At 65.4% G+C, this 24287-nt stretch carries 15 protein-coding genes and 4 tRNA genes; 16 read left to right on the top strand and 3 right to left on the bottom strand.

Annotated elements, in window-relative coordinates; translation table 11 throughout:
- Positions 1 to 2 precede the first annotated feature (2 nt).
- The 4 genes from BSQ44_RS11335 to BSQ44_RS11350 all read left to right on the top strand — a co-directional run bounded on the left by BSQ44_RS11335 (position 3) and on the right by BSQ44_RS11350 (position 4139).
- Positions 3 to 920, top strand: coding sequence for an ABC transporter permease (locus tag BSQ44_RS11335; protein WP_072604120.1), 918 nt, complete (start codon positions 3 to 5; stop codon positions 918 to 920).
- Positions 917 to 1939 (top strand): ABC transporter ATP-binding protein, encoded by a 1023-nt coding sequence (locus tag BSQ44_RS11340; RefSeq protein WP_083534699.1) that lies wholly within the window; start codon positions 917 to 919, stop codon positions 1937 to 1939. The genes BSQ44_RS11335 and BSQ44_RS11340 overlap by 4 nt, the downstream gene beginning before the upstream one ends.
- Positions 1936 to 2772 carry an ATP-binding cassette domain-containing protein gene (locus tag BSQ44_RS11345; protein WP_072604122.1) on the top strand — a complete coding sequence of 279 codons (837 nt, stop codon included), beginning with the start codon at positions 1936 to 1938 and terminating at the stop codon, positions 2770 to 2772. The genes BSQ44_RS11340 and BSQ44_RS11345 overlap by 4 nt, the downstream gene beginning before the upstream one ends.
- Before the next feature lie 86 nt (positions 2773 to 2858).
- On the top strand, positions 2859 to 4139 hold the full coding sequence (locus BSQ44_RS11350; protein ID WP_072604125.1) for an NAD(P)/FAD-dependent oxidoreductase: 1281 nt from the start codon (positions 2859 to 2861) through the stop codon (positions 4137 to 4139).
- A gap of 464 nt (positions 4140 to 4603) precedes the next feature.
- Here BSQ44_RS11350 and BSQ44_RS11355 read toward each other — a convergent pair whose 3' ends face one another.
- Entirely contained in the window at positions 4604 to 5452 is an 849-nt protein-coding gene (locus BSQ44_RS11355) for a TrmH family RNA methyltransferase (RefSeq protein ID WP_072604128.1), read from the bottom strand.
- Positions 5453 to 5681: 229 nt separating this feature from the next.
- Here BSQ44_RS11355 and BSQ44_RS11360 point away from each other — a divergent pair.
- The 4 genes from BSQ44_RS11360 (at position 5682) to tuf (ending at position 14388) form a co-directional block, all read left to right on the top strand.
- Positions 5682 to 5766: transfer RNA gene (locus BSQ44_RS11360), tRNA-Tyr, on the top strand.
- A 629-nt stretch (positions 5767 to 6395) separates the two neighbouring features.
- Positions 6396 to 12683 carry a beta strand repeat-containing protein gene (locus BSQ44_RS11365; RefSeq protein WP_114579957.1) on the top strand — a complete coding sequence of 2096 codons (6288 nt, stop codon included), beginning with the start codon at positions 6396 to 6398 and terminating at the stop codon, positions 12681 to 12683.
- A 103-nt stretch (positions 12684 to 12786) separates the two neighbouring features.
- Positions 12787 to 12860, top strand: a tRNA-Gly gene (locus tag BSQ44_RS11370).
- A gap of 352 nt (positions 12861 to 13212) precedes the next feature.
- Positions 13213 to 14388, top strand: coding sequence for an elongation factor Tu (gene tuf, locus BSQ44_RS11375; RefSeq protein WP_072604130.1), 1176 nt, complete (start codon positions 13213 to 13215; stop codon positions 14386 to 14388).
- Positions 14389 to 14471: 83 nt separating this feature from the next.
- Here the strand turns inward: tuf and BSQ44_RS11380 are convergent, their stop codons facing one another.
- Positions 14472 to 14663, bottom strand: coding sequence for a hypothetical protein (locus BSQ44_RS11380; RefSeq protein WP_072604133.1), 192 nt, complete (start codon positions 14661 to 14663; stop codon positions 14472 to 14474).
- Positions 14664 to 14860: 197 nt separating this feature from the next.
- On the opposite strand from BSQ44_RS11380, the gene BSQ44_RS11385 reads away from it, so the two are divergent.
- A complete protein-coding gene (locus BSQ44_RS11385) occupies positions 14861 to 15550 on the top strand; it encodes a DUF1236 domain-containing protein (protein ID WP_157894585.1) in 690 nt (229 codons plus the stop codon).
- Between the two features lie 593 nt (positions 15551 to 16143).
- The gene (locus BSQ44_RS11395) at positions 16144 to 16881 is read left to right on the top strand and encodes a hypothetical protein (RefSeq protein ID WP_157894586.1); all 738 of its coding nucleotides are present in this window, start codon (positions 16144 to 16146) and stop codon (positions 16879 to 16881) included.
- Between the two features lie 260 nt (positions 16882 to 17141).
- Here BSQ44_RS11395 and BSQ44_RS11400 read toward each other — a convergent pair.
- Positions 17142 to 17216, bottom strand: a tRNA-Asn gene (locus BSQ44_RS11400).
- A gap of 331 nt (positions 17217 to 17547) precedes the next feature.
- Between BSQ44_RS11400 and BSQ44_RS11405 the strand changes: the two genes are divergently transcribed.
- The 6 genes from BSQ44_RS11405 to BSQ44_RS11430 all read left to right on the top strand — a co-directional run bounded on the left by BSQ44_RS11405 (position 17548) and on the right by BSQ44_RS11430 (position 24189).
- On the top strand, positions 17548 to 17781 hold the full coding sequence (locus BSQ44_RS11405) for a hypothetical protein (RefSeq protein WP_072608008.1): 234 nt from the start codon (positions 17548 to 17550) through the stop codon (positions 17779 to 17781).
- Between the two features lie 104 nt (positions 17782 to 17885).
- Positions 17886 to 17959 (top strand) — tRNA-Cys (locus tag BSQ44_RS11410).
- Between the two features lie 74 nt (positions 17960 to 18033).
- Positions 18034 to 18705, top strand: a complete 672-nt coding sequence (locus BSQ44_RS11415; RefSeq protein ID WP_072604142.1) for a protein-L-isoaspartate O-methyltransferase family protein — start codon at positions 18034 to 18036, stop codon at positions 18703 to 18705.
- A gap of 178 nt (positions 18706 to 18883) precedes the next feature.
- Positions 18884 to 20239, top strand: a complete 1356-nt coding sequence (locus tag BSQ44_RS11420; RefSeq protein WP_157894587.1) for a TolC family outer membrane protein — start codon at positions 18884 to 18886, stop codon at positions 20237 to 20239.
- 149 nt (positions 20240 to 20388) lie between these two features.
- Positions 20389 to 21141 carry a PopZ family protein gene (locus BSQ44_RS11425; protein ID WP_235633388.1) on the top strand — a complete coding sequence of 251 codons (753 nt, stop codon included), beginning with the start codon at positions 20389 to 20391 and terminating at the stop codon, positions 21139 to 21141.
- 141 nt (positions 21142 to 21282) lie between these two features.
- Positions 21283 to 24189: a valine--tRNA ligase gene (locus tag BSQ44_RS11430; RefSeq protein ID WP_072604146.1), complete on the top strand. Its 2907-nt coding sequence runs from the start codon at positions 21283 to 21285 to the stop codon at positions 24187 to 24189.
- Positions 24190 to 24287: the final 98 nt, after the last annotated feature.

Consider the following 24287-nt stretch of genomic DNA (forward strand, 5'->3'; position numbering starts at 1 on the left):
CCATGACCGACACGACCATCGCCTCCGTGCCGGCTAGCACCGCGGACACCATGGAAGAGAAGCTCGATCGCTACCGCGAGGCGCGCCGCGCGGTCTGGCTCCTGTCGCGCAGTTTCTCGTCCATGCTGGGTCTCGCGATCGTCGTGGTGTTCATGATCCTGGCGGTCTTCGGCCCCTGGATCGCCCCATACCCGGAAGCCGCGCTCGGTAGCGTCAACATGGAGGAGATGCTTCAGCCTCCGAGCTGGCAGCACTGGTTCGGCACCGACGACATGGGAAACGACGTGCTGTCGCGCGTCATCATCGGCACGCGAATTTCGCTGCAGGTCGGCCTCATCATCACGCTGGGCGCCGCGCTGGTGGGCGTGCCGCTGGGGATCCTGGGCGGCTATCTCGGCGGGTGGGTCCGCAGCATCATCATGGCGCTGACCGATCTGTTCCTCTCGGTTCCGAGTCTGGTTCTGGCGATCGCGATCGTCGCCGTCCTCGGGCCCGGCATCGTCAACACCATGATCGCGCTCGCCGTGGTCTGGTGGCCGGGCTACGTGAGGCTGATCGACAGCAAGACGCTCGCCATCAAGGAAGAGCCCTATGTGGAAGCCGCCCGCGCGCTGGGCGCCTCCACGCCGCGCATCATCTTCCGCTATCTGCTGCCCGGCTGTGCCTCGCCTCTGATCGTGAAGGCGAGCATGGACATGGGGGCGGCGATCCTCGCTGCGGCCGGTCTCGGTTTCATCGGGCTCGGTGCCAAGGCTCCGTCGCCGGAATGGGGCGCGATGCTGAGCGTCGCCCGGGGTTACCTGCCGGAGTGGTGGTGGTTCGCCATCTTCCCGGGCATGGCGATCTACCTGAGCGTGCTCGGTTTCAACCTGCTCGGCGATGGCCTCCGCGACGTGCTCGATCCGAGGACATCGCGATGAGCGCAGCACCAGCGGAACGCACCGCGCATGGAGACGCGGCCCTGTCGATCAGCGATCTCACGCTCGATCTCGCGACCTATGACGGCGAAGTGAAGGTCCTGGACGACATCAGCCTCGATGTCGGACGCAGCGAAACGGTCGGTATCGTCGGCGAAACCGGATGCGGCAAGTCGGTCCTGGCCAAGAGTATCCTGAACCTCCTGCCGCACGGCATAGCCCGATATCGTCGGGGCGCGATCCGGTGGAAAGGCGAAAACCTTCTGGCGACCACTCGCAGGCGCCTGCGGCAGGTCCGCGGCACCGAGATCGGCATGGTTTTCCAGGATCCCATGACATTCTTCGATCCGCTCTACACCGCCGGCAGCCACATGATGGAGGCGATCGGCCATCGCGAGCAGGTCAAGGGCGGCTCGATGTCGCGCGCGCAGCGCAAGGCGGAGGCGGTCGATCTGCTGTCCCGGCTTGGCCTTTCCGATCCCGAGCGGGTCTTCGACAGCTATCCGCACCAGCTTTCCGGCGGCATGCGACAGCGCGTGCTGATAGGCGCGGCAATCGTGGGCAAGCCGGAATTCCTGATCGCGGACGAGCCGACGACGGCGCTCGACGTGACCGTCCAGGCCCAGATCCTTCATCTGCTCCAGGACATCGTGAAGGACCGCGACACGTCGATCGTATTGATCTCCCACGACCTTGGCGTCATCGCGAGCATGTGCGAACGCATCGTCGTGATGTATGCCGGAACGATCGTCGAGACGGGGACCAAGCGTCAGCTTCTGTCGAGGCCGGCGCACCCCTACACGGTCGGACTCACCTCCGCGGTTCCGCGCCTGGGCTATCCGCAGAAACAGGTGAAGGGGATCGGCGGCCACATACCCAACCTGCTCAATCCGCCGCCCGGCTGCCGTTTCGCGCCGAGATGCCCGAAGGCGACTTCGCTGTGTCGAAGCGAAAAGCCGGCTCTCGAAGCCCTTTCCGACGGTCGGCGGGCCGCATGCCACTATCCGGAGCCTGTAGCATGAGTGAAGGCCCAATCGCGGATTTCTCGGCGGTCCGCAAGGAGTTCACCGTCTCGAAAGGCCTCTTCGACAAGCGCAAGGTCGTCGCGGTCGATGGGATCGATCTCGCGCTGGAGGGCAGGGAGAGCGTCGGCATCGTGGGCGAATCCGGCTCCGGCAAGTCGACCGTCGGCCGGCTGCTGCTTGGCCTCATTGCGCCGAGCGCGGGCAAGGTGCTGATCGAAGGTCGCGATCTCGCCGCGCTTTCGCGGTCGGAAATGCGCAGCCTCCGGAGCCAAGTCCAGATCGTGTTCCAGAACCCGCACACCTCGCTGCATCCGAGGATGATGGTGTCGCGCGCGCTGGCCGAGCCGCTGCACATCCAAGGGGGCTTCGGCCGGGATGAAATCGCGGCGCGCGTGCGGCGGATGGTCGATACGATCGGTCTGCCCCAGAGCTTCCTCGGCCGCTACCCGCACGAACTCTCCGGCGGGCAGAAGCAGCGCATCTGCATCGCGAGGGCGCTCATGCTCAATCCCCGCATACTCGTGCTCGACGAGCCGACGTCGGCGCTCGACGTTTCCGTGCAGGCGCAGATCCTCGAATTCCTGCAGTCGCTCAGGGATGAGTTCGGCCTGACCTACCTTTTCATCTCGCACAATCTGGCCGTCGTGCAGGCGATCTGTTCGCGCGTTCTGGTCATGTATCGCGGAAAGATCGTCGAACAGGGGCAGACGCGGGAAATCCTGGAAACCCCCAACCACCCCTACACGAAGCGTCTGCTCGCAGCGACCCTGGAGCCTTCGCCGGAAGCGACCCTGCCGCGGATGAAGGAAGAAGAACCGGCGCCGGTCTAGACCTCAATATTCGGGAGACGGGACATTCCGCGGCCTCGCCGCGGAGGACAGAGGAGTCCTGTCTCCCATCGAAAGGGAATGGAAGCATGAACCCCAAAGGGGATGGATACCGCGACAACGAGACCATCGCGGTGATCGGCGCCGGGATAATCGGCCTGTCCGTGGCCTGGAACCTCGTCAAGCGCGGCCGGCGGGTCGTCGTGTACGACCCGAATGAACCGGGCAGTGGATGCTCGGCGGGCAGCGCGGGAGCGCTCAGCCCGGGCTCGGTGGTTCCGCTGGCCCTGCCGGGACTGCTCGCCTCGGTTCCCGGCATGATGCTCAATCCCGGGGGCGCGCTGCACATACCTGCCAGCTATTGGTTGAAGGCCGCCCCCTGGCTCGCTTCCTTCGTCAACCAGGCGCGACCCGCGCGGGTGGCAGAGATCGCGGATTCGCTGGCGCGGCTTTATCGGCCGACGCTGGAATTTCACGAGGAACTCGCCAGGGAGATAGGGGCTCCGGATCTGATACGACTGACCGGACAACTCCATCTCTACCGGACCCGGCGCCAGTTTCGGCGCAGCAAGGCCGAGTGGCTGATCCGCGCCGAGCGCGGCGTGGAATACGAAGAACTCGACAGGGCAGGGATCGAATCGCTCGAGCCGATGATCGGGCCCGATTACCGGATCGGCATCTTCATTCCCAAGGCGGGCATGAGCGTGAACCCGCTGCGATACGCCCAGACGATCGCGCAGGCGCTGGCGCGGGAGGGTGTCACCTTCTCAAGGTACGCAGTGCGTGATCTCACCGTTGATGGGCGCACGGTAAAGGGTGTGATCACGTCGGAGGGCGAACGGAGCCATTCCGCCGTGGTGCTTGCCGCCGGCGCCTGGTCGGCCCGCATCCTGCGCAAGCTCGATATCCACGTGCCTCTGGAAACCCAGCGCGGGTACCACGTGGACTTCGTAGGCTCAGGCATTTCGGTGCAGCGACCGATCGTTCCGGCCGACCGGAAAGTCTTCATCACGCCGGTGGAGACGGGGTTGCGCATCGCCGGCACGGTGGAACTCGCCGGCCTCGACGCACCGCCGACGGCGCGCCGCGCGCACCTACTGCATAACGACCTCAAAGCCGTGTTCCCCGACGTCCGCGTCGACCAGCCGGAACCGTTCTGGATGGGCCACCGCCCATGCCTGCCGGACTCGCTGCCGGTCGTCGGCAGCAGCCGCGATTGGAACTCGCTCCATTTCGCGTTCGGGCATGGACATCTGGGGCTTTCTGCATCGGCCGTCACCGGAAGCATCATCGGCAAGATCCTGTGCGGCGAACCGGCGTCGATCGACCTCGCCCCGTACAGGATCGAGCGGTTCCAGAATTCCCACTAGCCCTTTTCGCGTAACCGACGCGGAGCGGATGCGACCCGATCGTCAGTCGTTGACGCCCGAGGCGTGTCGTGCGGCGACGTAGCCGAAGGTGACGGCGGGGCCGAGCGTGATGCCGGGCAACGAGCGCTATGCGCGCACCCAGGAACGACCAAAGGTGATTCAGCGGCCGAATTCGGTCACGGGCGCCTTCAATCCATCCCCCGCACGCCGGTCGTGGAATTCCCCTGCACAGGCGTCTTCTGCACCTTTCCAGCGCGGGTTTCAGTCCGCTGACGGGGTGAGGTTGATGGGCGGTGGGGCATGTTGCCCCAGGGGGGCCACAGGGCCGACTTCTTGGCGGCTCGTGCGGACTGGGTGGGGAGCGTGGTCATACATCGTCCTCCTCTGACGCATGACCAACAAATCGCAAACGAATTCGTTCGAATTGTAACGATCACGATCACGAGTGCGCGATGGCGCTTTCGTCAGGCCGGGCGGTCGAGGAACCTCCGCGCCGCGTAGAGCGCCACCGCGGCCGCGTTGGAGACGTTGAGGGAGCGTATGGCGCCAGGCAAGTCGAGCCGTACGAGAACCGACACGGTCTCACGGGTCTTCTGGCGCAGTCCCTTGCCTTCCGCCCCCAGGACGAGCGCGATGCGATCGCCCTGGAAGGAGGTTTCGACTTGCTCCGGAGCTTCGGAATCCAGACCGACGGTCCTGAAGCCGGCCGCATGGATTTCGTCGAGTGCGGCGGCGAGGTTGCGCACCTCGATCAGGTCGATGTGTTCGAGTGCGCCGGACGCGGCCTTCGCCAGCACGCCCGATTCGGATGGGCTGTGGCGCTGGGTCGTGATGAGCGCGCCGGCTCCGAAGGCGACCGCCGAACGGATGATGGCGCCCACATTGTGCGGATCCGTGACCTGGTCGAGCACGAGCACCAGAGGGGTGCCGCCGAGCGCGCCGAGCGCCTTGGGCACCAGCGGACGAGCCTCGATCATCGCTCCCTGATGAACGGCCTCTCCGCCGAGAATCCGGTCGATCTCGCGCGGCTCGACGATCGCGACCGGGAAGGGCAGGGCGTCGGGATCCCCGGGTGCCAGCCGGTCGAGAGCGTTGCGCGTGACGACGAGGCGCGCGATCTTGCGGCGCGGGTTGTCGATCGCGGCACGCACGGTGTGAAGCCCGTAGAGGCGCACGAGGCCGTCAGGCGCGGGCTCGCCCTCGGCCGCGTTTCGCGGGCGCGGCTGCGGTCCGCGGTTCTGGTCGCGGTGCGCGCGGCGAAGCCGGGCATAGTGGCTGTCTTTCGGCGTTCCGGAGTTTTGATCGTCGCTCATGGGGGCTGTATAGCGTCGCGGCGGCCGGAAGGATACGGGGCCTGCGCCGGTTCGCGAACAGCTGGCCGAGACCGGCCGAAGAAGCGCTGCGACGGATGCCGAAATCGGGCGCGGTTCCGGTTGACACGCCCGGAGGCAGTCGCCATAAGGCCCTCGCGGAGTTCGGAGGCCATTCGATGGCCGCCCGGATTGCGGAATTGCCTCGTATGCATGGCTCCGGATCGCGTCTGGAGGGGTGTCCGAGTGGTTAAAGGAGACGGACTGTAAATCCGTTGGCTCAGCCTACGCTGGTTCGAATCCAGCCCCCTCCACCACCGCGACCTGGAAGCTGAGCAGACGACCCGGCCGGATACCGGCCGATCGGCACCTCTTACACCAAACCTGTCAGGAACGTTCGCGGTCTCGCCGGAGTGCGCGATCCCCATCCACACCGCGAGCGAACTCTTCGCCAAGACCTTCATCCGCAACGATGAACCTTTCGGTGCGGCGGCAATCGAGTGTCTTCATGGCTGCCTGCGAGGAACGGTCGAATGTCCGAAACCTCGTTAAGGATTGCTTAGAGACTCGTCTGATAGAGGTTCTACCAAGGACTCCGTCCAAGGTGCCGCAAAACCGGCCTCCTGCCGACGGAAGCGGGTGAAGCGGTACCGAACGGGAAGGTGCCGTTGCTTCAAGAGGCGGGGAAGCGGGGTGCGGCAGCGCCCCGGTCGCATGATGCTACCTCCAGCGCCCAGGCTCCTGCGAGAGGGCCATGTTCACGCAAAAATCTGTTGCGTCCGAAAGGACGCCCGAACGGTAAGCACGATTTCATCGAGGCTTCCGCGCGGATGATTTCGCCGGACGGCGCCTCGTGCGCCCGGTCTATCGGGCGGGCGCCGAACCCCCTGGGGGCCTCGCCGGCGAAGCAATGACGTGTGTCGCCGGCTCGATAAGGGTGCCCAGTATGACTTCGATCGTCTCGTCTCTGTCCGTCGCTCAGATCCGGACCCTGTCGACCTCAACCATCACATCGCTGACGCCCGAGGACATGGAGGCATTGAGTACCTCCCAGGTCGGCGCGCTCACCGCGCAGCAGGTCGCGGCGATCGAGGTGGAAGACTTCGAAGCCCTGAGCACGGACCAGCTCGGATCCATCTCGTCGAGTTCGATCAAGGGCCTCACCACCGACCAGCTCGCCGCGCTCGATACGGCGCGCATCGAGGCGCTCGGCAAGGAACAGATCGCTGCGCTGACCACCACGCAGCTCGAGGCGCTGAGCACCGACCAGATCGGCGACCTCGACGCCGAGCAGATCGGTGCGCTTGCATCGTCGCAGGTGGCAGTGCTCGGTGCCGACGACATCGCCGAATTCTCCGCCGACGAGATCGCAGCCATCAGCGTCAAGGCGATCGCCGGTCTCTCCACCGACGCCGTGGCCGCGCTGACGACCGATCAGCTCGGCGCTCTCACCACCGCCCAGGTTGCCGCCATGTCGGCCAGCCAGGTCGGCGCGCTGACGACCGACCAGATCGGAGATCTCTCGACCGACCAGATCGGCGCACTGAGCTCCGCCCAGGTCTCCGTGCTGAGCACCGACCAGATTGGCGCGCTGACGACCGACCAGGTCGCGGCACTGAGCGTCAAGGCGGTGACCGGCCTCAAGGCGACGCAGATCGAGGCTCTGAGCACCGATCAGGTCGGCGCGCTCACCGTCAACCAGGTGAAGGTGCTCGGTTCGGCCCAGGTCGCCGCACTCGGCGCCGACGACATCGCGGAATTCTCGGCCGACCAGATCGCCGCCATCAGCACCAAGGCGATTGCCGGCCTTTCCACCGATGCCGTGGCGGCATTGACGACCGACCAGCTCGGCGCGCTGTCGAAAACTCAGGTCGCGGCACTGAAGACCACGCAGGTCGCGGCGTTGACGACCGACCAGATCGGCGACCTCTCGGCCGATCAGGTCAGCGCGTTGACCTCCGCCCAGGTTTCCGCCCTAACGACGGATCAGTTAGGCGCTCTCACGACCGATCAGGTCGCGGCACTGAGCGCCAAGGCGGTGACCGGCCTCAAGACAGCGCAGATCGAGGCTCTGAGCACCGATCAGGTCGGCGCGTTGACGACCGCCCAGATCGGCGCGCTGAGCGCCACGCAAATCGGCGCGCTCGGCGCCGACGACATCGGCGAGTTCTCCACCGACCAGATCGGTGCCATCAGCGCCAAATCCATCTCGGGCCTGTCGACGGACGCCGTAGCGGCGCTGACGACCGACCAACTCGGCGCGGTGACGACCAGCCAGATCGCGCAGCTCAAGACCACGCAGGTCGCGGCATTGACGACCGACCAGATCGGTGATCTGTCGACCGACCAGATCGGCGCGATGACGGCCGCGCAGATCGGCGCATTGACGCAAGACCAGATCGGCGCGCTGACCACCGATCAGGTGGGTGCGATCGGCGCCAAGGCGGTCTCCGGCCTGACCGCGACCCAGATCGGCGCCATGAGCACCGACCAGCTCGCGGCGCTGGACACCAGCCAGGCCGGTGCCTTGAGTTCAGCCCAGATCGGCGCGCTCGGCGCCGACGACATTGCCGAGTTCTCGACGGAGGAGATCGCCGCGATCAGCACCAAGGCGATCGCCGGCCTCTCGACCGACGCAGTCGCGGCGTTGACGACCGACCAGCTCGGCGCGCTTACCAAGGGCCAGATTGCCGCCATGTCGGGCAGTCAGATCGCGGCCCTCACGACGGACCAGCTTGGCGATCTGTCGACCGACCAGATTTCCGCGCTGACGGCGACGCAGGTTTCCTCCATGACGACCGACCAGCTCGGAGCCCTGACCACCGATCAGGTTGCGGCATTGAGCGCCAAGGCGGTGACCGGCCTGACGGCCACGCAGGTCGGTGCCCTGACCACCGATCAGGTCGGCGCGCTCACCACGGCGCAGGTCGGCGCGCTGAACACGGCGCAGATCGGCGCGCTGGGCGCCGATGACATCGGAGAATTCTCCGTCGACCAGATTGCCGCCATCAGCACCAAAGCCATTGCCGGTCTGTCGACGGACGCGGTTGCCGCTTTGACGACCGACCAGCTGGGCGCGGTTTCCAAGGCCCAGGTCGCGGCGCTGAAGACGACGCAAGTCGCTGCCCTGACGACCGACCAGATCGGCGATCTCTCGACCGATCAGGTCAGTGCGCTGACGGCACCGCAGGTCGCCGTCATGACGACGGATCAGATCGGCGCACTCACGACCGACCAGGTCGCGGCGCTGAGCACCAAGGCGGTCACCGGCCTCAAGACGGCACAAATCGAGGCGCTGAGCACCGACCAGGCCGGCGCCCTCACCACGAGCCAGATCGGCGCCTTGAACTCCGCTCAACTCGGCGCGCTGGGCGCCGACGACATCGGTGGATTCTCCACTGACCAGATCGCCGCCATCAGCGCCAAGGCGATCGCCGGTCTGTCGACCGACGCGGTTGCGGCGCTGACGACTGACCAGCTCGGCGCCCTCACGAAGGGCCAGATCGCCGGCATGAAGGCAAGCCAGATCGCTGCGCTCACGACGGATCAGATCGGCGATCTCTCGACCGACCAGGTGAGCGCGCTTTCGGCCGCGCAGGCTTCCGCGCTGACGACGGACCAGATCGGTGCGTTGACGACGGATCAGGTGGCGGCTCTGAGCACCAAGGCCGTGGCCGGCCTCAAGACGGCGCAGATCGAAGCGCTGAGCACCGACCAGGCAGGGGCGCTGACGACGGGCCAGATCGGTGCGCTGAATGCCGCGCAGATCGGCGCGCTCGGGGCGGATGACATCGGTGAATTCTCCACCGACCAGATTGCCGCCATCAGCACAAAGGCGGTCGCGGGTCTGTCGACCGACGCGGTTGCCGCTTTGACGACGGACCAGCTCGGCGCACTGAGCAAGGCTCAGGTCGCGGCGCTGAAGACCACCCAGGTCGCCGCGCTGACCACTGACCAGATCGGGGATCTCTCGACCGACCAGGTGAGCGCGCTGACGGCGGCGCAGGTCTCGGCGCTGACGACGGACCAGATCGGCGCCCTGACGACCGACCAGGTCGCGGCACTGAGCTCCAAGGCCGTCACGGGCCTGACGGCCACCCAGGTCGGAGCCCTGACCACCGATCAAGCCGGCGCGCTGACGACGGCGCAGATTGGCGCGCTCAACGCCACGCAGGTGGGCGCGCTGGGCGCCGACGACATTGGTGTACTCTCCACCGACCAGATCGCGGCAATCAGCACCAAGGCGATTGCCGGCATGTCGACCGACGCGGTTGCCGCGCTGACGACAGATCAGCTCGGCGCGGTTTCCAAGGCCCAGATCGCGGCGCTGAAGACCACGCAGGTTGCCGCGCTGACGACGGACCAGATCGGCGACCTCTCCACCGATCAGGTGAGCGCGCTGACGGCGCCGCAGGTCGCGGCGCTGAGCGACGAACAGATCGGCGCCTTGACCACCGATCAGGTGGCGGCCCTGTCGACCAAGGCGGTGACCGGGCTGAAGACCACGCAGGTCGCGGCGCTCAGCGCCGACCAGGCAGCGGCGCTGACCACGAGCCAAGTTGGAGCGTTGAACGCGGCCCAGATCGGCGCACTTGGCGCCGACGACATTGGTGGATTCTCCACGGACCAGATCGCGGCCATCAGCACCAAGGCGATCGCCGGCCTTTCGACCGACGCGGTTGCCGCGCTGACGACGGATCAGCTCGGCGCATTGTCGAAAGGCCAGGTCGCGGCTCTGAAGACCACGCAGGTGGCGGCGCTGACGACGGATCAGATCGGCGATCTCTCGACCGATCAGGTGAGCGCGCTGACCTCGGCGCAAGTCGCAGCTCTCACCGACGAACAGATCGGCGCGGTGACCACCGACCAGATCGCAGCTCTGACCGCCAAGGCCATAACGGGCCTGAAGACCACGCAGGTTGCGGCGATGAGCACCGATCAGGTGGGCGCGCTGACCACCAGCCAGATCGGCGCCCTGAACGCGGCCCAGATCGGGGCGCTCGGAGCCGATGACGTCGGCGGGCTCTCAACTGATCAGATCGCCGCGATCAACAGCAAATCCGTCTCCGGCCTCTCGACCGACGCCGTTGCGGCGCTGACAACCGACCAGCTCGGCGCGGTGACGACCAGCCAGATCGCGCAGCTGAAGACGACGCAGGTGGCAGCACTCACCACCGACCAGATCGGCGATCTCTCGACCGACCAGATCGGCGCGATGACCGCCGCGCAGATCGGCGCCTTGACGGAAGACCAGATCGGTGCGCTGACCACCGACCAGGTCGGGGCGATCAGCGCCAAGGCGGTGACGGGCCTCACTGCGACCCAGATTGGCGCCATGAGCACCGACCAGCTCGCGGCGGTCGATACCAGCCAGACGGGCGCCCTGAGTTCGGTCCAGATCGGCGCGCTCGGCGCGGATGACATCGTCGAGTTCTCCACCGAGGAGATCGCAGCCATCAGCACCAAGGCAATCGCGGGCCTGACCAACGATGCCGTAGCGGCGCTGACGACCGACCAGCTCGGCGCTCTGACCACCGGCCAGATCGCGGCCATGAAGGGGTCGCAGATCGCCGCCCTGACCACCGACCAGCTCGGCGATCTCTCGACCGACCAGATCGGGGCACTGACGGCGGCGCAGGTCTCCTCCATGACGACGGACCAGATCGGGGCGCTGACGACGGACCATGTCGAAGCTCTCAGCACCAAGGCCGTGACCGGGCTGACGGCCACGCAGATCGGGGCGATGAGCACCGACCAGATGGGCGCCCTGACGGCCCAGCAGGTCGGCGCCCTGAGCGGAACGCAGATCGCCGCCATCGGGGCCGATGACATCGCGGAGTTCTCGACTGAGGACATCGCGGCCGCCAGCACCAAGGCCATCACCGGCCTGTCGACCGCCGCCGTGGCTGCTTTGACGACGGACCAAATCGGCGCGCTGACGACCGGGCAGGTCGCCGCGCTGACGGGCAACCAGGTCGCCGCGCTGACGACGGACCAGATCGGCGATCTCTCGACGGATCAGGTCGGCGCGCTGACCGCCACCCAGGTCTCGGCACTGACCACCGATCAGCTCGGTGCGCTCACCACCGATCAGGTCGCGGCTCTCAGCACCAAGGCCGTGGCCGGCCTCAAGACCGCGCAGCTCGAGGCCCTGAGCACCGACCAGGTCGGCGCCTTGACGACGGGCCAGGTCGGCGCGCTCAGCGCCTCGCAACTCGGTGCGCTCGGAGCCGATGACATCGGGGAGTTCTCCACCGATCAGATCGCCGCCATCGGTATCAAGTCGATCTCCGGCCTGTCGACCGACGCAGTCGCTGCGTTGACGACCGACCAACTCGGCGCGCTGACGACCGGGCAGGTCGCTGCGCTCACGGGCGGCCAGGTCGCGGCCCTGACGACCGACCAGATCGGAGACCTGTCGACCGACCAGGCCGGCGCTCTGACCTCAACCCAGGTCGGGGCCATGACCACAGACCAGATCGGAGCGCTCACCACCGATCAGGTGGCGGCGCTCAGCGTGAAAGCCGTGGCCGGTCTGAAAGCCGCACAGGTCGAAGCCCTTAGCACCGACCAGGTCGGCGCGCTGACGACGGCCCAGATCGGCGCGTTCAGTGCCGCCCAGATCGGAGCGCTCGGCGCCGACGACGCGGCCGAACTCTCCACCGACGCGATCGCCGCGATCAAGGCCGACGCTTTCGCCGGCCTGTCGACCGATGCTGTGGCCGCGCTGACGACCGACCAGCTCGGCGCGGTCACCGCGGCACAGGTCGGCGCCATGAAGACCACCCAGGTCGCCGCGCTGACGACGGACCAGATCGGCGCTCTCTCCGTCGGTCAGGTCGGCGCGCTGAAGGCCGCTCAGGTCGCTGCGTTGACCACCGACCAGATCGGCGCGCTGACGACAGACCATGTCGCCGCGCTGAGTTCCGCAGCGGTCACCGGCCTCACGGCGGACCAGATCACCGCCATGAGCACAGACCAGACCGAGGCCTTCACCGCTGCCCAGACCGCGGCCCTGAGCGCCACCCAGATCGCCGCGATGGAACTGGAAGACATCGAGGGCTTCTCGACCGACGACATCGCCGCGATCAGCACCAGCGCGATTTCCGGACTGTCGACGGACGATATCGGGGGGTTGAGCGAGGATCAGCTCGGGGCGCTGACGACGCCGCAACTGCAGGCCATGAGCACCGCGCAGGTGGAGGCGGTGATCGCCGCGTACCAGGCGGTCTGACGGACGGCGACCAGGCGTCCCGCCCCATTCGGGGGCGGGGCAGGGCGGCTTGCCGACATCACCCTTGACCTCTCCGGCGGGCTCGAATAGGTGTTTCCCCGCTGCGGGCATGGTGAAATGGTATCACATGAGCCTTCCAAGCTCTTGGTGCGGGTTCGATTCCCGCTGCCCGCTCCATCCCGTCTCTTCACCGCTCAGCTTTCGCAAGCCTAACCTGCGCTTCGACCGCGCGTCCCGCTTGTCTCAGTCCTCTTCCAGGTAATGATGATAGAGGGGACCTTCCGGCACCCCGGCAATGAGCGCGACCGCACTGCTCCCCACGATTGCCGACAAGAGCAGTATCAGGATCATCCGCATCAGCACCCCCTCTGAGCCGGCCGCATCCTGCATAGCCGTTACCTTGCGTCAAGGTGAGCTGGAGGGAATTGCGAGATTGCTCCGCGCGCCGCGGCCCCTTGTCTTTTCGAGCAGTAGCGGCTAATCGCCCCGCAACCGCAAACAGGCCCGTCGCGGGTCCAGGGAAAGAGATATGGCAAAAGGTAAATTCGAGCGTAACAAGCCTCATGTGAACATCGGGACGATCGGGCACGTCGACCATGGCAAGACGTCGCTGACGGCTGCGATCACGAAGTACTTCGGCGAGTACCGCGCCTACGACCAGATCGACGCGGCTCCGGAAGAGAAGGCGCGCGGCATCACGATCTCGACGGCGCACGTCGAATACGAGACCGAGGCGCGCCACTACGCCCACGTCGACTGCCCGGGCCACGCCGACTACGTCAAGAACATGATCACGGGTGCCGCGCAGATGGACGGTGCGATCCTGGTGGTTTCGGCCGCCGACGGCCCGATGCCGCAGACGCGCGAGCACATCCTGCTCGCCCGCCAGGTCGGCGTTCCGGCGATCGTGGTGTTCCTGAACAAGGTCGACCAGGTCGACGACGCCGAGCTGCTGGAGCTGGTCGAGCTCGAGGTTCGCGAGCTTCTGTCGATGTACGAGTTCCCCGGCGACGACATTCCGATCGTCAAGGGTTCGGCGCTGGCCGCTCTGGAAGACTCCAACAAGGAGATCGGCGAGGACGCGGTTCGCGAGCTGATGAAGCAGGTCGACAGCTACATCCCGACGCCCGAGCGTCCGATCGACCAGCCCTTCCTGATGCCGATCGAGGACGTGTTCTCGATCTCGGGCCGCGGCACGGTCGTGACGGGTCGCGTCGAGCGCGGCATCGTCAAGGTCGGGGAGACGGTGGAGATCGTGGGCATCCGCGACACGACCTCGACGACGGTGACGGGCGTGGAGATGTTCCGCAAGCTGCTCGACCAGGGCCAGGCGGGCGACAACATCGGCGCGCTGCTGCGCGGCGTCGACCGCGAGGGCGTCGAGCGCGGCCAGGTGCTGTGCAAGCCGGGTTCGGTGAAGCCGCACACCAAGTTCAAGGCCGAGGCCTACATCCTGACCAAGGAGGAGGGCGGCCGCCATACGCCGTTCTTCACCAACTACCGTCCGCAGTTCTACTTCCGCACGACGGACGTGACCGGCATCGTGACGCTGCCGGAAGGCACCGAGATGGTGATGCCGGGCGACAACGTGACGGTCGACGTGACGCTGATCGTGCCGATCGCCATGGAAGAGAAGCTGCGCTTCGCCATCCGCGAAGGCGGCCGCACCGTCGGCGCCGGCATCGTGGCGAGCATCGTCGAGTAAGCCACGGGCACATGGCCGAAAAAGCGAATGGCGCGCCCCCCGGGCGCGCCATTTTTCTTGGCGGGATATACTCGTTCGGCGATTCAGTGAGCGCTTCTGACACCGGCCGCTTTTCCGCTCTGGCCGGACTTGGCGCCGCTTGCCGCGTCCTTCGAGTGTGCGGCCAGCGCGGGGCCTGCGCCGCTGCTCTCGGCAGGTGAACGCCGACGCTTCAGTAATGCCCCGGCGACCTTCTTCGCCACGCCGAGAAGTATCATTTTTCTGATCATGCCCATGCTCGTGTCTCCTTTGGTTTCAACCAGACCGGAGAAACGCCCACAACCCCAAGAAGTTGCGGGATAAGGCGCATGCCTTGGCCGCCATCGGTGCTCGGGAATTCGCTTCTTCATTTCCGTTGCCCGGGTTTCGGAACCTTCGTCGCCCTTGCGCTTTTCTGCGTCCGAATGGGACGAAATGAAGAAGGATTTTGAAGATGCGTAAACAGCTTTTGACCTCGGCGGCCGCAGTCATGCTGATCTCCGGCTACGCCTACGGCCAGGAGTCGGGAACAGTTCCTCCCAACGCTCCGGCTGCAGAGCAGGCCACCCAGGACAGCAACCAAGTCGAAACCGACACCAACGCGAACATGGATGCCGGTGTCGCGGCCGGCGGGACCACGGGGGCCATCGCGGGCGCCGTGGTTGGCGGACCGGTGGGCGCGGTGATCGGTGGATTCGCGGGCGCCATGCTGGGTGCCGCGACGTCTGTGCCGGAACCGGCGGTCGAGTATGTCGTCGCCAACCCGGTTGACACCGTCATGATCGAGGGCGATCTCGCCGAAGGAACGGTCGTCCAGGCAGACGCGACGCTGACGCCAATTCCGGACTATCCCGACTACGCCTACGTCTACGCCAATGGACGTCCGGTTATCGTCCGTGTGGCATCGCGCGAAGTGGTCTACTCGCCCGGTTACGTCGTCGCACCGGGTACCGTGACGTATGTGCAGGAGAATCCGGTCGATCCGGTAACGGTCGGAAGCCTCTCTATCGGCGCCAGTGTTCCGGCAGACGTGCGACTCGTCGAAATCCCGTCGGATCCTGCTTACGCCTATGTCTACACCGACGCGGGACCGGTACTCGTGAACCGGGGCACGCGTACCGTGGTTTGGGTGAACGGCGGCTGAGGCGTCCCTATTCTTGAGATTGGAAGCCGCGCCTTCGGGTGCGGCTTCTTTTTTACAACCGCGCTTCCGACGTCATGGCCGGGATGAGGTGACACTGAGCCCGACCGGCGAAGGTGCAGCTTGCGAGGACAGCGCCTCCGGGTGCGCTGCGGCGCGACCTGGTCGAGACGCGCGACGCCAATGGGAGATGTGAATCCAGCCTGCACCAGCTTCGCAGGGAGCCTAACCTTGTGAAGCTCCTGCCGTTCTTATATGGACCGCGCTGGGAACCGAATTCTTTTGCCGTTCCATTCCGGTTCGCGTCGACAAAACTCGCCGGGACGCTCGACGCGTCTGCTGTGTCGTCGGCTATACTAGGAAGTTCATGTTTCAAGGTATCCCCTTCGTATTCATCCTCAGCTGGGAGCGGCCGATCTATACGTGGGTCTGCCTCGACAGCCTCTATCGTGCGACGAATTCCCCGGCAAAATTCGTCATCGCAGACAACGCGTCTCGCGATCCTATGGTCAAACAGGGCTGGCTCGGGAAAACTGGACACCCGGCATAAGTGGAATTTCTGCCTGAGATCGGCATGATGCCATGAACAGGAAACCATGAGCAGACGACCGCGCCGGAATGGCATCCAGGCACCGAAAGTCGCGGCCATGACCCATAGTATCGTTCATATAGGCCTCCATAAAACCGGCACGACGTCGCTCCAATTTTTTCTGAAGCATCACCGGGAGACTTTGAGGGAATGCGGGATGGCCTTTTACGAGGGCATCCATCGCGATTCCAACCATGTCGAACTACACGCCTACGCCATGCGGCTGGAGCGGACGTCGACGTTCCGCGCGAAATCGAAGTTCGTGATGGATGACGCTTACCGGAACGCCGTCGAAAAGCACGTCATCGCGTTCATGGATGCAAACCGCGATCGTATCAAGATATTCTCGGCCGAGGGACTTTCCCTTCTGTTCCATCACGACGAAGTCGAGCGTCTTCGTTCTTTGATTGGGGGACCGATCGAGATTATCGTATTTCTGCGAGACAAGAAATCGTATCTGGCGTCGCACGCAAATCAGTTCGATCATACTGGTTTGTATGATCGTAGTGACCGACATTCATTCGCATATACAGGCGAGGACTCGTGGCTGATCGACTATGAACGCCGGCTTGCCGCTTTCAGAGCCGTCCTCGGCAAAAACAACGTTCATGTTCTCGACTACGATCAAGCCGTCGAAAGAGATGGAAACGTCATACCCGCGTTCATGAACGCAATAGGCTTGGGAGAGGTCTTTCAAAAGGAGGACTGGGAGTCGATCCGCAAGAATGTCACCGCCCGGAAGTAGCCGCGCGTCCCTATTCGGGCGGGCCGGTGGTTCATCGTGCATCTCGCCGGACGATTTCCCGCCGCTCCGACGCCGGAAATATGGCGCTTAGCCCTCGAGTAGCTACCTCCCTTGTCAACGGGTGCCGATTGCTGAATCCATCAAGCGCGGGCCGTCAGCAGATACCCGCATGCGAATAGACCCGAAGCGTCTCAAACCGCATATTTGCGGGAAAATCCAGTGACTTGTGGGATCTTGCTGAGTGCGTGGATCGTAGCAAATGGCTCCCCGGGCCGGATTCGAACCAGCGACCAACCGGTTAACAGCCGGTTGCTCTACCACTGAGCTACCGGGGAACAGTGCTCTGGCGAAGTGCGGCAGCCTATAGCAAAACCCGTTCCGGATTGCCAAGCTCGTTTTCGCTTTTTTTCCCGATGGCCGCTTTTCTCCCGGTCCCGAGCAAGTCGCCGGGCTGTTTTGGATCGCCCAGGGAACCGGAAACGGATGTCGGCGCTTGAAGAACCCCGGGCGGAACTGCATCTGTCGCTGGGTTTCGGCCGCAGCGCCCTGGGCGCGCGTGGCAAGGAGAAGATCTTGGGCGAAAAGAGCATTGAGGCGGAGCGGCTGTCGCGGGCGGAAGCCGGGGAGCGCTTCGGCGGCGAGGAACGTGTTGCCAATGGCCCGTACATCCGGATTCTGGGGCGGCGCGTGCCCATGCCCCGTTCCCGGATCGCGCGGATCCCGATCGGCGCCTCGCTGATCGTGCTCGGGATATTCGGCTTCCTGCCGGTCCTCGGCTTCTGGATGATCCCGGCGGGCTTCCTCGTTCTCTCGTACGACGTGGCGATGGTGCGGCGGTGGCGGCGCAAGCTTGCCCTGCGGTGGGAGAGGCGACGCCGACCGAAAGGCGCGGGCCGCTGACGGGTTGCGGCAATTCGCCGAGGGGAGGCGATTTTGAGCGAGACCGCTTGTCGGTCCGGTGACCCTCTGTTAACAGGTCCGCCCATAGACAGCCGATGCTACGGGGCCTCGTGGCGGAGTGGTTACGCAGAGGACTGCAAATCCTTGCACCCCGGTTCGATTCCGGGCGAGGCCTCCACCGCCGGCTGTTCCCATGCGCCCGCCGGCCATGGGAAGGAATTCGCAAGAGGTTGGCGGAGGCGGACACCACACATGAGCGCTGACTATCTTCAGTTGCGAACCAAGATGGTGGACAGCCAGCTGCGCACCACCGATGTCAACCGCATCCCGATCCTCGACGCCTTCCAGGAGGTCCCGAGGGAGGCTTTCGTTCCCAGCCGCCGCAAGGCCTTCGCCTATCTCGACGAGGACATCGAGATCACGCCTCCGGGCTCCGCCGATCGCCGCTTTCTCATGGAAGCGTCTCCCTTCGCCAAGATGTTGCAGATGGCCGACATCGGCAAGGACGACCTCGTGCTGGATGTCGGCACGGGCACGGGCTATCCGGCCGCGATTCTCTCGCTCGTCGCCGGCTCCGTGATCGCGCTGGAATGCGATCCGACGCTCGCCGACGACGCGACCTCAACGCTTTCCGAGCTCGGCTACGACAACGTTGCCGTCGTGCAGGGGCCGCTGGCCGAGGGATATGCTTCCGAGGCACCTTATGACGTGATCGTTCTCGAGGGAGCTGTGGACAAGGTGCCGGAAAATCTCTTGGCCCAGTTGAAGGACGGCGGACGTCTGGTGGCGGTCGAAGGATACGGAAACGCCGGTATCGCGCGGCTTTACGTCAAGCATTCCGAGGTCGTTTCGGGCCGCCGCGGTTTCAACGCCGCGATCAAGCCGCTGCCGGGCTTCCAGAGCGAACCGGCATTCGATTTCTGAGAGGTTGCGCGGCGCGGCAAGTGGCGCCATGCTGCAACACGGAAAGACATTCGCACACCGCGTGGCGTTTTGCGTGTGCGAAGGCGGACATCGGTGTTAGGTGCACCCGTTCGCTGATTCCGCGAACTGGCGGACGAGAGCCGTTCGTATCGTGTCGAGAGGAATAGTCGTGGCGTCGATGAGCAAAAAGCTGTGTGCAGCGTTGTTGGTCTCGGCCTCTCTGGCCATTCCCGGGACCGCCAGTGCCGAGACCATTTTCGGGGCGCTGACCCGGGCCTACCAGCACAATTCGTCATTGAACTCGGCTCGGGCCGGGGTCCGCGTGACCGATGAGAACGTGCCGATCGCCAAGTCAGGCTACCGTCCCATCATCGCCGCCACCGGCTCGCTGAACTATCAGAACAGTTCCGGCACCGACCTGAGGACCGGCTCCTTCGGGGTTCAGATCAACCAGACGCTCTTCGACGGTTTCCAGACGCGCAACAACGTCCTGTCGGCCAAGTCACGCGTCTTCGCTGCGCGCGAATCGCTGCGCAACACCGAGCAGAACACCCTCTACAACGCCGCGGCGGCCTATCTGGACGTGATCCGCGACCGTCAGATCGCGGTGCTGCGCGGGCGCAATCTCGAGTTCCTCGAGGAGCAGGTCCGGGCGGCGCGGTCGCGCTTCGATGTCGGCGAGGGCACGCGTACGGACGTGGCGCAGGCCGAAGCCAGCCGCTCGTCGGCGGTCGCGCAGCTCACGGCCGCCCGCGCGCAGGCGGCGTCGAGCGCCGCGATCTATCGGCAGATCGTCGGCGACGAACCGAACGACCTTCAGCCGGTGAGGCCGCTGGCGAAACTCCTGCCGAACAATCTCGGAGCAGCGATATCGCAGGCCGTGGCCCAGCATCCGGCCATTCTCGCCACCCGTCATCTGGTGGATTCGGCCGGCTTTACGGTGAATTCGGCCGAGGGTGCGATGCTTCCCGGCGTCAGCGCCAGCGCGGGCGTGTCGAGGAGCTTCAGCGACCGTACGCCCGACATCGGCACGAACGGCGGTTCCACCGTTGGAAGCGTCGGCATCAGCCTGTCCATTCCGATCTATCAGGGCGGGCGTGCCTCCGCGCTGGTCAGGCAATCGAAGGAATCGCTCGGCCAGGCGCGGATCGAAGTCGATGTCGCGCTCGATCAGGTGCGTGCGGCAATCACGTCTGCCTGGGCGCAGTACGATGCCGGCGCTGAACTCGTGGCCGCCAATCGTGAGCTCATTTCCGCTGCCCAGCTCGCGCTCGAGGGTGTGAGCGAGGAGCGTAATGTGGGCCAGCGCACCACGCTCGACGTCCTGAACGCGCAGGCGGACGTCATCACCGCGCAGATCAACCAGGTCAGCGCCGAACACGACTACGTTCTGGCGAGCTTCGCCATTCTCTCCGCCGTGGGAGAGCTCAGCGCCGAGCGCCTCGGGCTCCAGGTCACGTCGTACCGGCCGGAAGAGCACTACGAGGCGGTCAAGGACAAGTGGTTCGGCCTGCGTACGCCGGACGGTCGCTGAGCGCGTCATCGCCTCGGGGCCAATTCACGGTCCAATCTTGTGTGAAACCATTTCTCCGTTCCCGCGGGGATTCTCTCGCGGCGTTCCCTCCGCTAGGGTTTTTGCATTGATTCGGGGGTGTGTTCCCGAGTGGAATGGAGATGCGGACCATGGCCAGCCCAGCGGCGGAACTGAAGATGCCACAGACCGGCGGCGCGCAGCGCGAGCCGTCGATGGAGGAAATCCTCGCCTCCATTCGCCGTATCATCGAAGACAGCGATCAGGTCCGTAAACCCGAACCGGAATCCGCCCCGTTCGTGGCGCAGAGCGCTCCGCGCAAGAGCGAGGTCGAGGCCTTCCGCAGGGAGTTCGACGTTCCGGCGGCCTCGAATGGCTCCGATACCGCCGTCCCGGAAGTGAAGGCGCCCGAGGCCGAGATGCGGGAACTGCCCGAACGGGCGCAGCCGGTTGAACCGGAGGCCGAAGCGGCTCCCGAAACCAGCGCCACGGCAGAGGAGCCCGCGACGGAAGAAACCGCCAATGACGAATCGGAGGCCTTCGCGGACGAGCCGGCGATCGATCTGGCCGACGATCTTCTCGGCACAATGACCGAAGAGGATGAGGTCCACGTGCCGGCCGCGGCGAATTCGGATGCCGCCGCGCCATCGGCTGCCGTTTCGCATAGTGCCGAGCAGCAACTTGTCGACAAGCCCTCGATCATTTCCGAACACACCGGTCGACAGGTCGCCGCCGCATTCGGCGAACTGTCCCAGGCCTTCATGGCAAGCCGCCAGCGCAGCTTCGACGACATGGCCGCGGAAATGATGCGGCCGATGCTGCAGGACTGGCTGGACAACAACCTGCCCACCATCGTCGAGAAGCTCGTGCGCGAGGAGATCGAGCGCGTCGCACGCGGCAGCTGATCGCCGCTCCACGACAAGCATCCGTCACCGCACAGAGCGCGCCGGGCCGGGCTTAAAACGCTCCGGCCGGTCGCGGTTGACTTGCCATGACCCTTCGGCTTTACACCGGGCTCTGAATTTCGCGAGCGCGGACACCCCGACATGCTGGACAAGACCTACGACGCCCGGAGCGTCGAGCCCAAGATAGCCCGCCGCTGGGAGGAGGAGCACGCGTTCCGCGCGGGCGCAGGCGCCGAGCATGGCGCAGAGGCGTTCACCATCGTGATCCCGCCGCCGAACGTCACCGGCTCGCTTCACATGGGCCATGCGCTCAACAATACCTTGCAGGACATCCTCGTCCGCTTCGAGCGCATGCGCGGCAAGAACGTGCTGTGGCAGCCCGGCATGGACCATGCGGGGATCGCCACGCAGATGGTCGTCGAACGCCGGCTGATGGAACAGCAGATCCACCGCCGCGACCTCACGCGCGAGGATTTCATCGATCGCGTCTGGCAGTGGAAGGCCGAATCCGGCGGCACAATCGTCAACCAGCTGAAGCGGCTCGGCGCCTCCTGCGACTGGTCGCGCGAACGTTTCACCATGGACGAGGGCCTGTCGCGCGCCGTCATCGAGGTCTTCGTCAGCCTCTACAGGCAGGGCCTGATCTTCCGCGGCAAGCGGCTGGTCAACTGGGATCCGCAATTCGAGACCGCGATCTCCGACCTCGAGGTGGAGAGCCGCGAAGTCGACGGCCACATGTGGCATTTCAAATACCCGCTGGCGGGCGGGGAGACCTATCGCTACGTCGAGAAGGACGCGGACGGAAACGTCACCTTCGAGGAAGAACGCGACTACATCTCGATCGCGACAACCCGGCCCGAGACCATGCTGGGCGACGGCGCGGTGGCGGTTCATCCGTCGGACGAGCGTTATGCGCCGATCGTCGGAAAGCTCTGCGAGATCCCCGTCGGGCCGAAGGAACATCGGCGGCTGATCCCCATCATCACCGACGAGTATCCCGATCCGGCCTTCGGCTCGGGCGCGGTCAAGATCACCGGCGCCCACGATTTCAACGACTATCAGGTGGCGCGCCGCAACGACATCCCGCTCTATCGCTTGATGGACACAAGGGCGGCCATGCGCGACGACGGAGAGCCTTACGCCGTGTGCGCGGCCAGCGCGCTGGAGATCGCGCGCAGCGGGGAACTGCCGTCCGAATCCGATGTCGATGCGCTCAACCTCGTGCCGGACGCCTACCGGGGTCTCGACCGCTACGAAGCGCGCCGGCTGATCGTGGAGGCAATCAGCGCCGAAGGTCTCGCGGTCGCTACGACGGACGCGGAGGGCAACCCGATCTCGCTGGTCGAGAGCCGGAAGATCATGCAGCCCTTCGGCGACCGTTCCGGCGTCGTCATCGAGCCGATGCTCACCGACCAGTGGTTCGCCGATGCCGAGACGCTGGCCAAGCCGGCGATCGCCTCCGTTCGCGAGGGGCGCACGAAGTTCGTGCCCAAGAACTGGGAAAAGACCTATTTCGACTGGATGGAGAACATCCAGCCCTGGTGCATTTCGCGTCAGCTCTGGTGGGGTCACCAGATTCCGGCCTGGTATGGCCCCGACGGCCATATCTTCGTCGCCAAGACCGAGAAGGAAGCGCTCGACCAGGCGGTTGAGTACTATCTCGCGGTCGACACGCCTTGGAAAGGGTGGGTCGAGGACAAGCTCGAGAACTTCGCCCCAGGCGAAATCCTGGTGCGCGACGAGGACGTGCTCGACACCTGGTTCTCCTCCGCGCTTTGGCCCTTCTCGACGCTGGGATGGCCGGACGAGACCGAGGAACTGAAAACCTACTATCCGACCTCGGTGCTGGTGACCGGCTTCGACATCATCTTCTTCTGGGTTGCCCGGATGATGATGATGGGCCTGCATTTCACCGAAGAGGAGCCTTTCCACACCGTCTACGTCCATGCGCTGGTGCGTGACAAGGACGGCGCCAAGATGTCGAAGTCCAAGGGCAACGTCATCGACCCGCTGGACCTGATCGACGAATACGGCGCCGACGCGCTGCGCTTTACGCTGGCCATCATGGCCGCGCAGGGCAGGGACGTGAAGCTCGATCCGGCACGCGTGGCCGGCTACCGCAACTTCGGCACCAAGCTGTGGAACGCGACGCGCTTTGCCGGGATGAACGGAGCTCGGCTCGATCCGTCGTTCCGCCCTGAGGACGCGAAGCTCACGGTCAACCGCTGGATCCTCACCGAACTGACGCGGGCTGCCGGCGCCGTCACGCGCGGCATCACCGGCTATCGCTTCAACGAGGCGGCGGGCGCGGCCTATTCCTTCGTGTGGAACCTCTTCTGCGACTGGTATCTCGAGCTTCTGAAACCGGTTTTTGCCGGTGATGACGAAGCCGCGAAGGCCGAGGCACGCGCATGCGTGGCTTATGTGCTCGACGAAATCTACAAGCTCCTGCACCCGATGATGCCGTTCATGACGGAAGAGCTCTGGGCGCTCACCGCGCCGGAGGGAACGCCGCGCGCGGACGTGCTCGCGCTGACCTCCTGGCCACAGCCCGACTTCGAGGACGGCGACGCGGCGGCCGAGATCAACTGGCTGGTCGAACTGGTGTCGGGGATTCGCTCGGTCCGTTCCGAGATGAACGTGCCGCCTGCCGCGCAGGCGCAACTCGTCATGGTCGGCGCGGACGCCACGACGCGCGAGCGGCTGGCGCGGCACGCGCCCGCCATCGAGCGGCTGTCCCGCGTCAGCGGGATTTCGGAGGCGGACGAGGCGCCGAGAGGCGCGGCCCAGATCGTCGTCGGGGAAGCCACGGCCTGCCTGCCGCTCGGCGGCCTGATCGATCTCACCGCCGAGGAAGCCCGCATCCGCAAGGAGATTGGCAAGACCGAAGGCGAGATCTCCCGCATCGAGAAGAAGCTCTCGAACGAGAAGTTCGTCGCCAACGCGCCGGAGGAAATCGTCGCGGCCGAACGCGAAAAGCTGGAGGAGTTCAAGGCTCTGCTTGCGCGCCTGAAGGTGGCGCTGGAGCGTGTCACGTCGGCGGGCTGACGCCCTTCCGCCCGATCGGGGCTTTCTCCGGTGCGCATTCCGGGCGGAGAAGATTAGTCCGGCCTTGCAAACCGGCGGGTTCCGGCGCACAAAGGCGC

The sequence above is a fragment of the Aquibium oceanicum genome, from assembly GCF_001889605.1.
Classification (GTDB): Bacteria; Pseudomonadota; Alphaproteobacteria; order Rhizobiales; family Rhizobiaceae; genus Aquibium; species Aquibium oceanicum.

What these genes read in the sequence shown, in the direction of transcription:
- BSQ44_RS11335 (WP_072604120.1), top strand. Translation starts at nt 3, where the DNA reads ATGACCGACACGACCATCGCCTCCGTGCCGGCTAGCACCGCGGACACC.
- BSQ44_RS11340 (WP_083534699.1), top strand. Translation starts at nt 917, where the DNA reads ATGAGCGCAGCACCAGCGGAACGCACCGCGCATGGAGACGCGGCCCTG.
- BSQ44_RS11345 (WP_072604122.1), top strand. Translation starts at nt 1,936, where the DNA reads ATGAGTGAAGGCCCAATCGCGGATTTCTCGGCGGTCCGCAAGGAGTTC.
- BSQ44_RS11350 (WP_072604125.1), top strand. Translation starts at nt 2,859, where the DNA reads ATGAACCCCAAAGGGGATGGATACCGCGACAACGAGACCATCGCGGTG.
- BSQ44_RS11355 (WP_072604128.1), bottom strand. Translation starts at nt 5,452, where the DNA reads ATGAGCGACGATCAAAACTCCGGAACGCCGAAAGACAGCCACTATGCC.
- BSQ44_RS11365 (WP_114579957.1), top strand. Translation starts at nt 6,396, where the DNA reads ATGACTTCGATCGTCTCGTCTCTGTCCGTCGCTCAGATCCGGACCCTG.
- tuf (WP_072604130.1), top strand. Translation starts at nt 13,213, where the DNA reads ATGGCAAAAGGTAAATTCGAGCGTAACAAGCCTCATGTGAACATCGGG.
- BSQ44_RS11380 (WP_072604133.1), bottom strand. Translation starts at nt 14,663, where the DNA reads ATGGGCATGATCAGAAAAATGATACTTCTCGGCGTGGCGAAGAAGGTC.
- BSQ44_RS11385 (WP_157894585.1), top strand. Translation starts at nt 14,861, where the DNA reads ATGCGTAAACAGCTTTTGACCTCGGCGGCCGCAGTCATGCTGATCTCC.
- BSQ44_RS11395 (WP_157894586.1), top strand. Translation starts at nt 16,144, where the DNA reads ATGAGCAGACGACCGCGCCGGAATGGCATCCAGGCACCGAAAGTCGCG.
- BSQ44_RS11415 (WP_072604142.1), top strand. Translation starts at nt 18,034, where the DNA reads ATGAGCGCTGACTATCTTCAGTTGCGAACCAAGATGGTGGACAGCCAG.
- BSQ44_RS11420 (WP_157894587.1), top strand. Translation starts at nt 18,884, where the DNA reads ATGAGCAAAAAGCTGTGTGCAGCGTTGTTGGTCTCGGCCTCTCTGGCC.
- BSQ44_RS11425 (WP_235633388.1), top strand. Translation starts at nt 20,389, where the DNA reads ATGGCCAGCCCAGCGGCGGAACTGAAGATGCCACAGACCGGCGGCGCG.
- BSQ44_RS11430 (WP_072604146.1), top strand. Translation starts at nt 21,283, where the DNA reads ATGCTGGACAAGACCTACGACGCCCGGAGCGTCGAGCCCAAGATAGCC.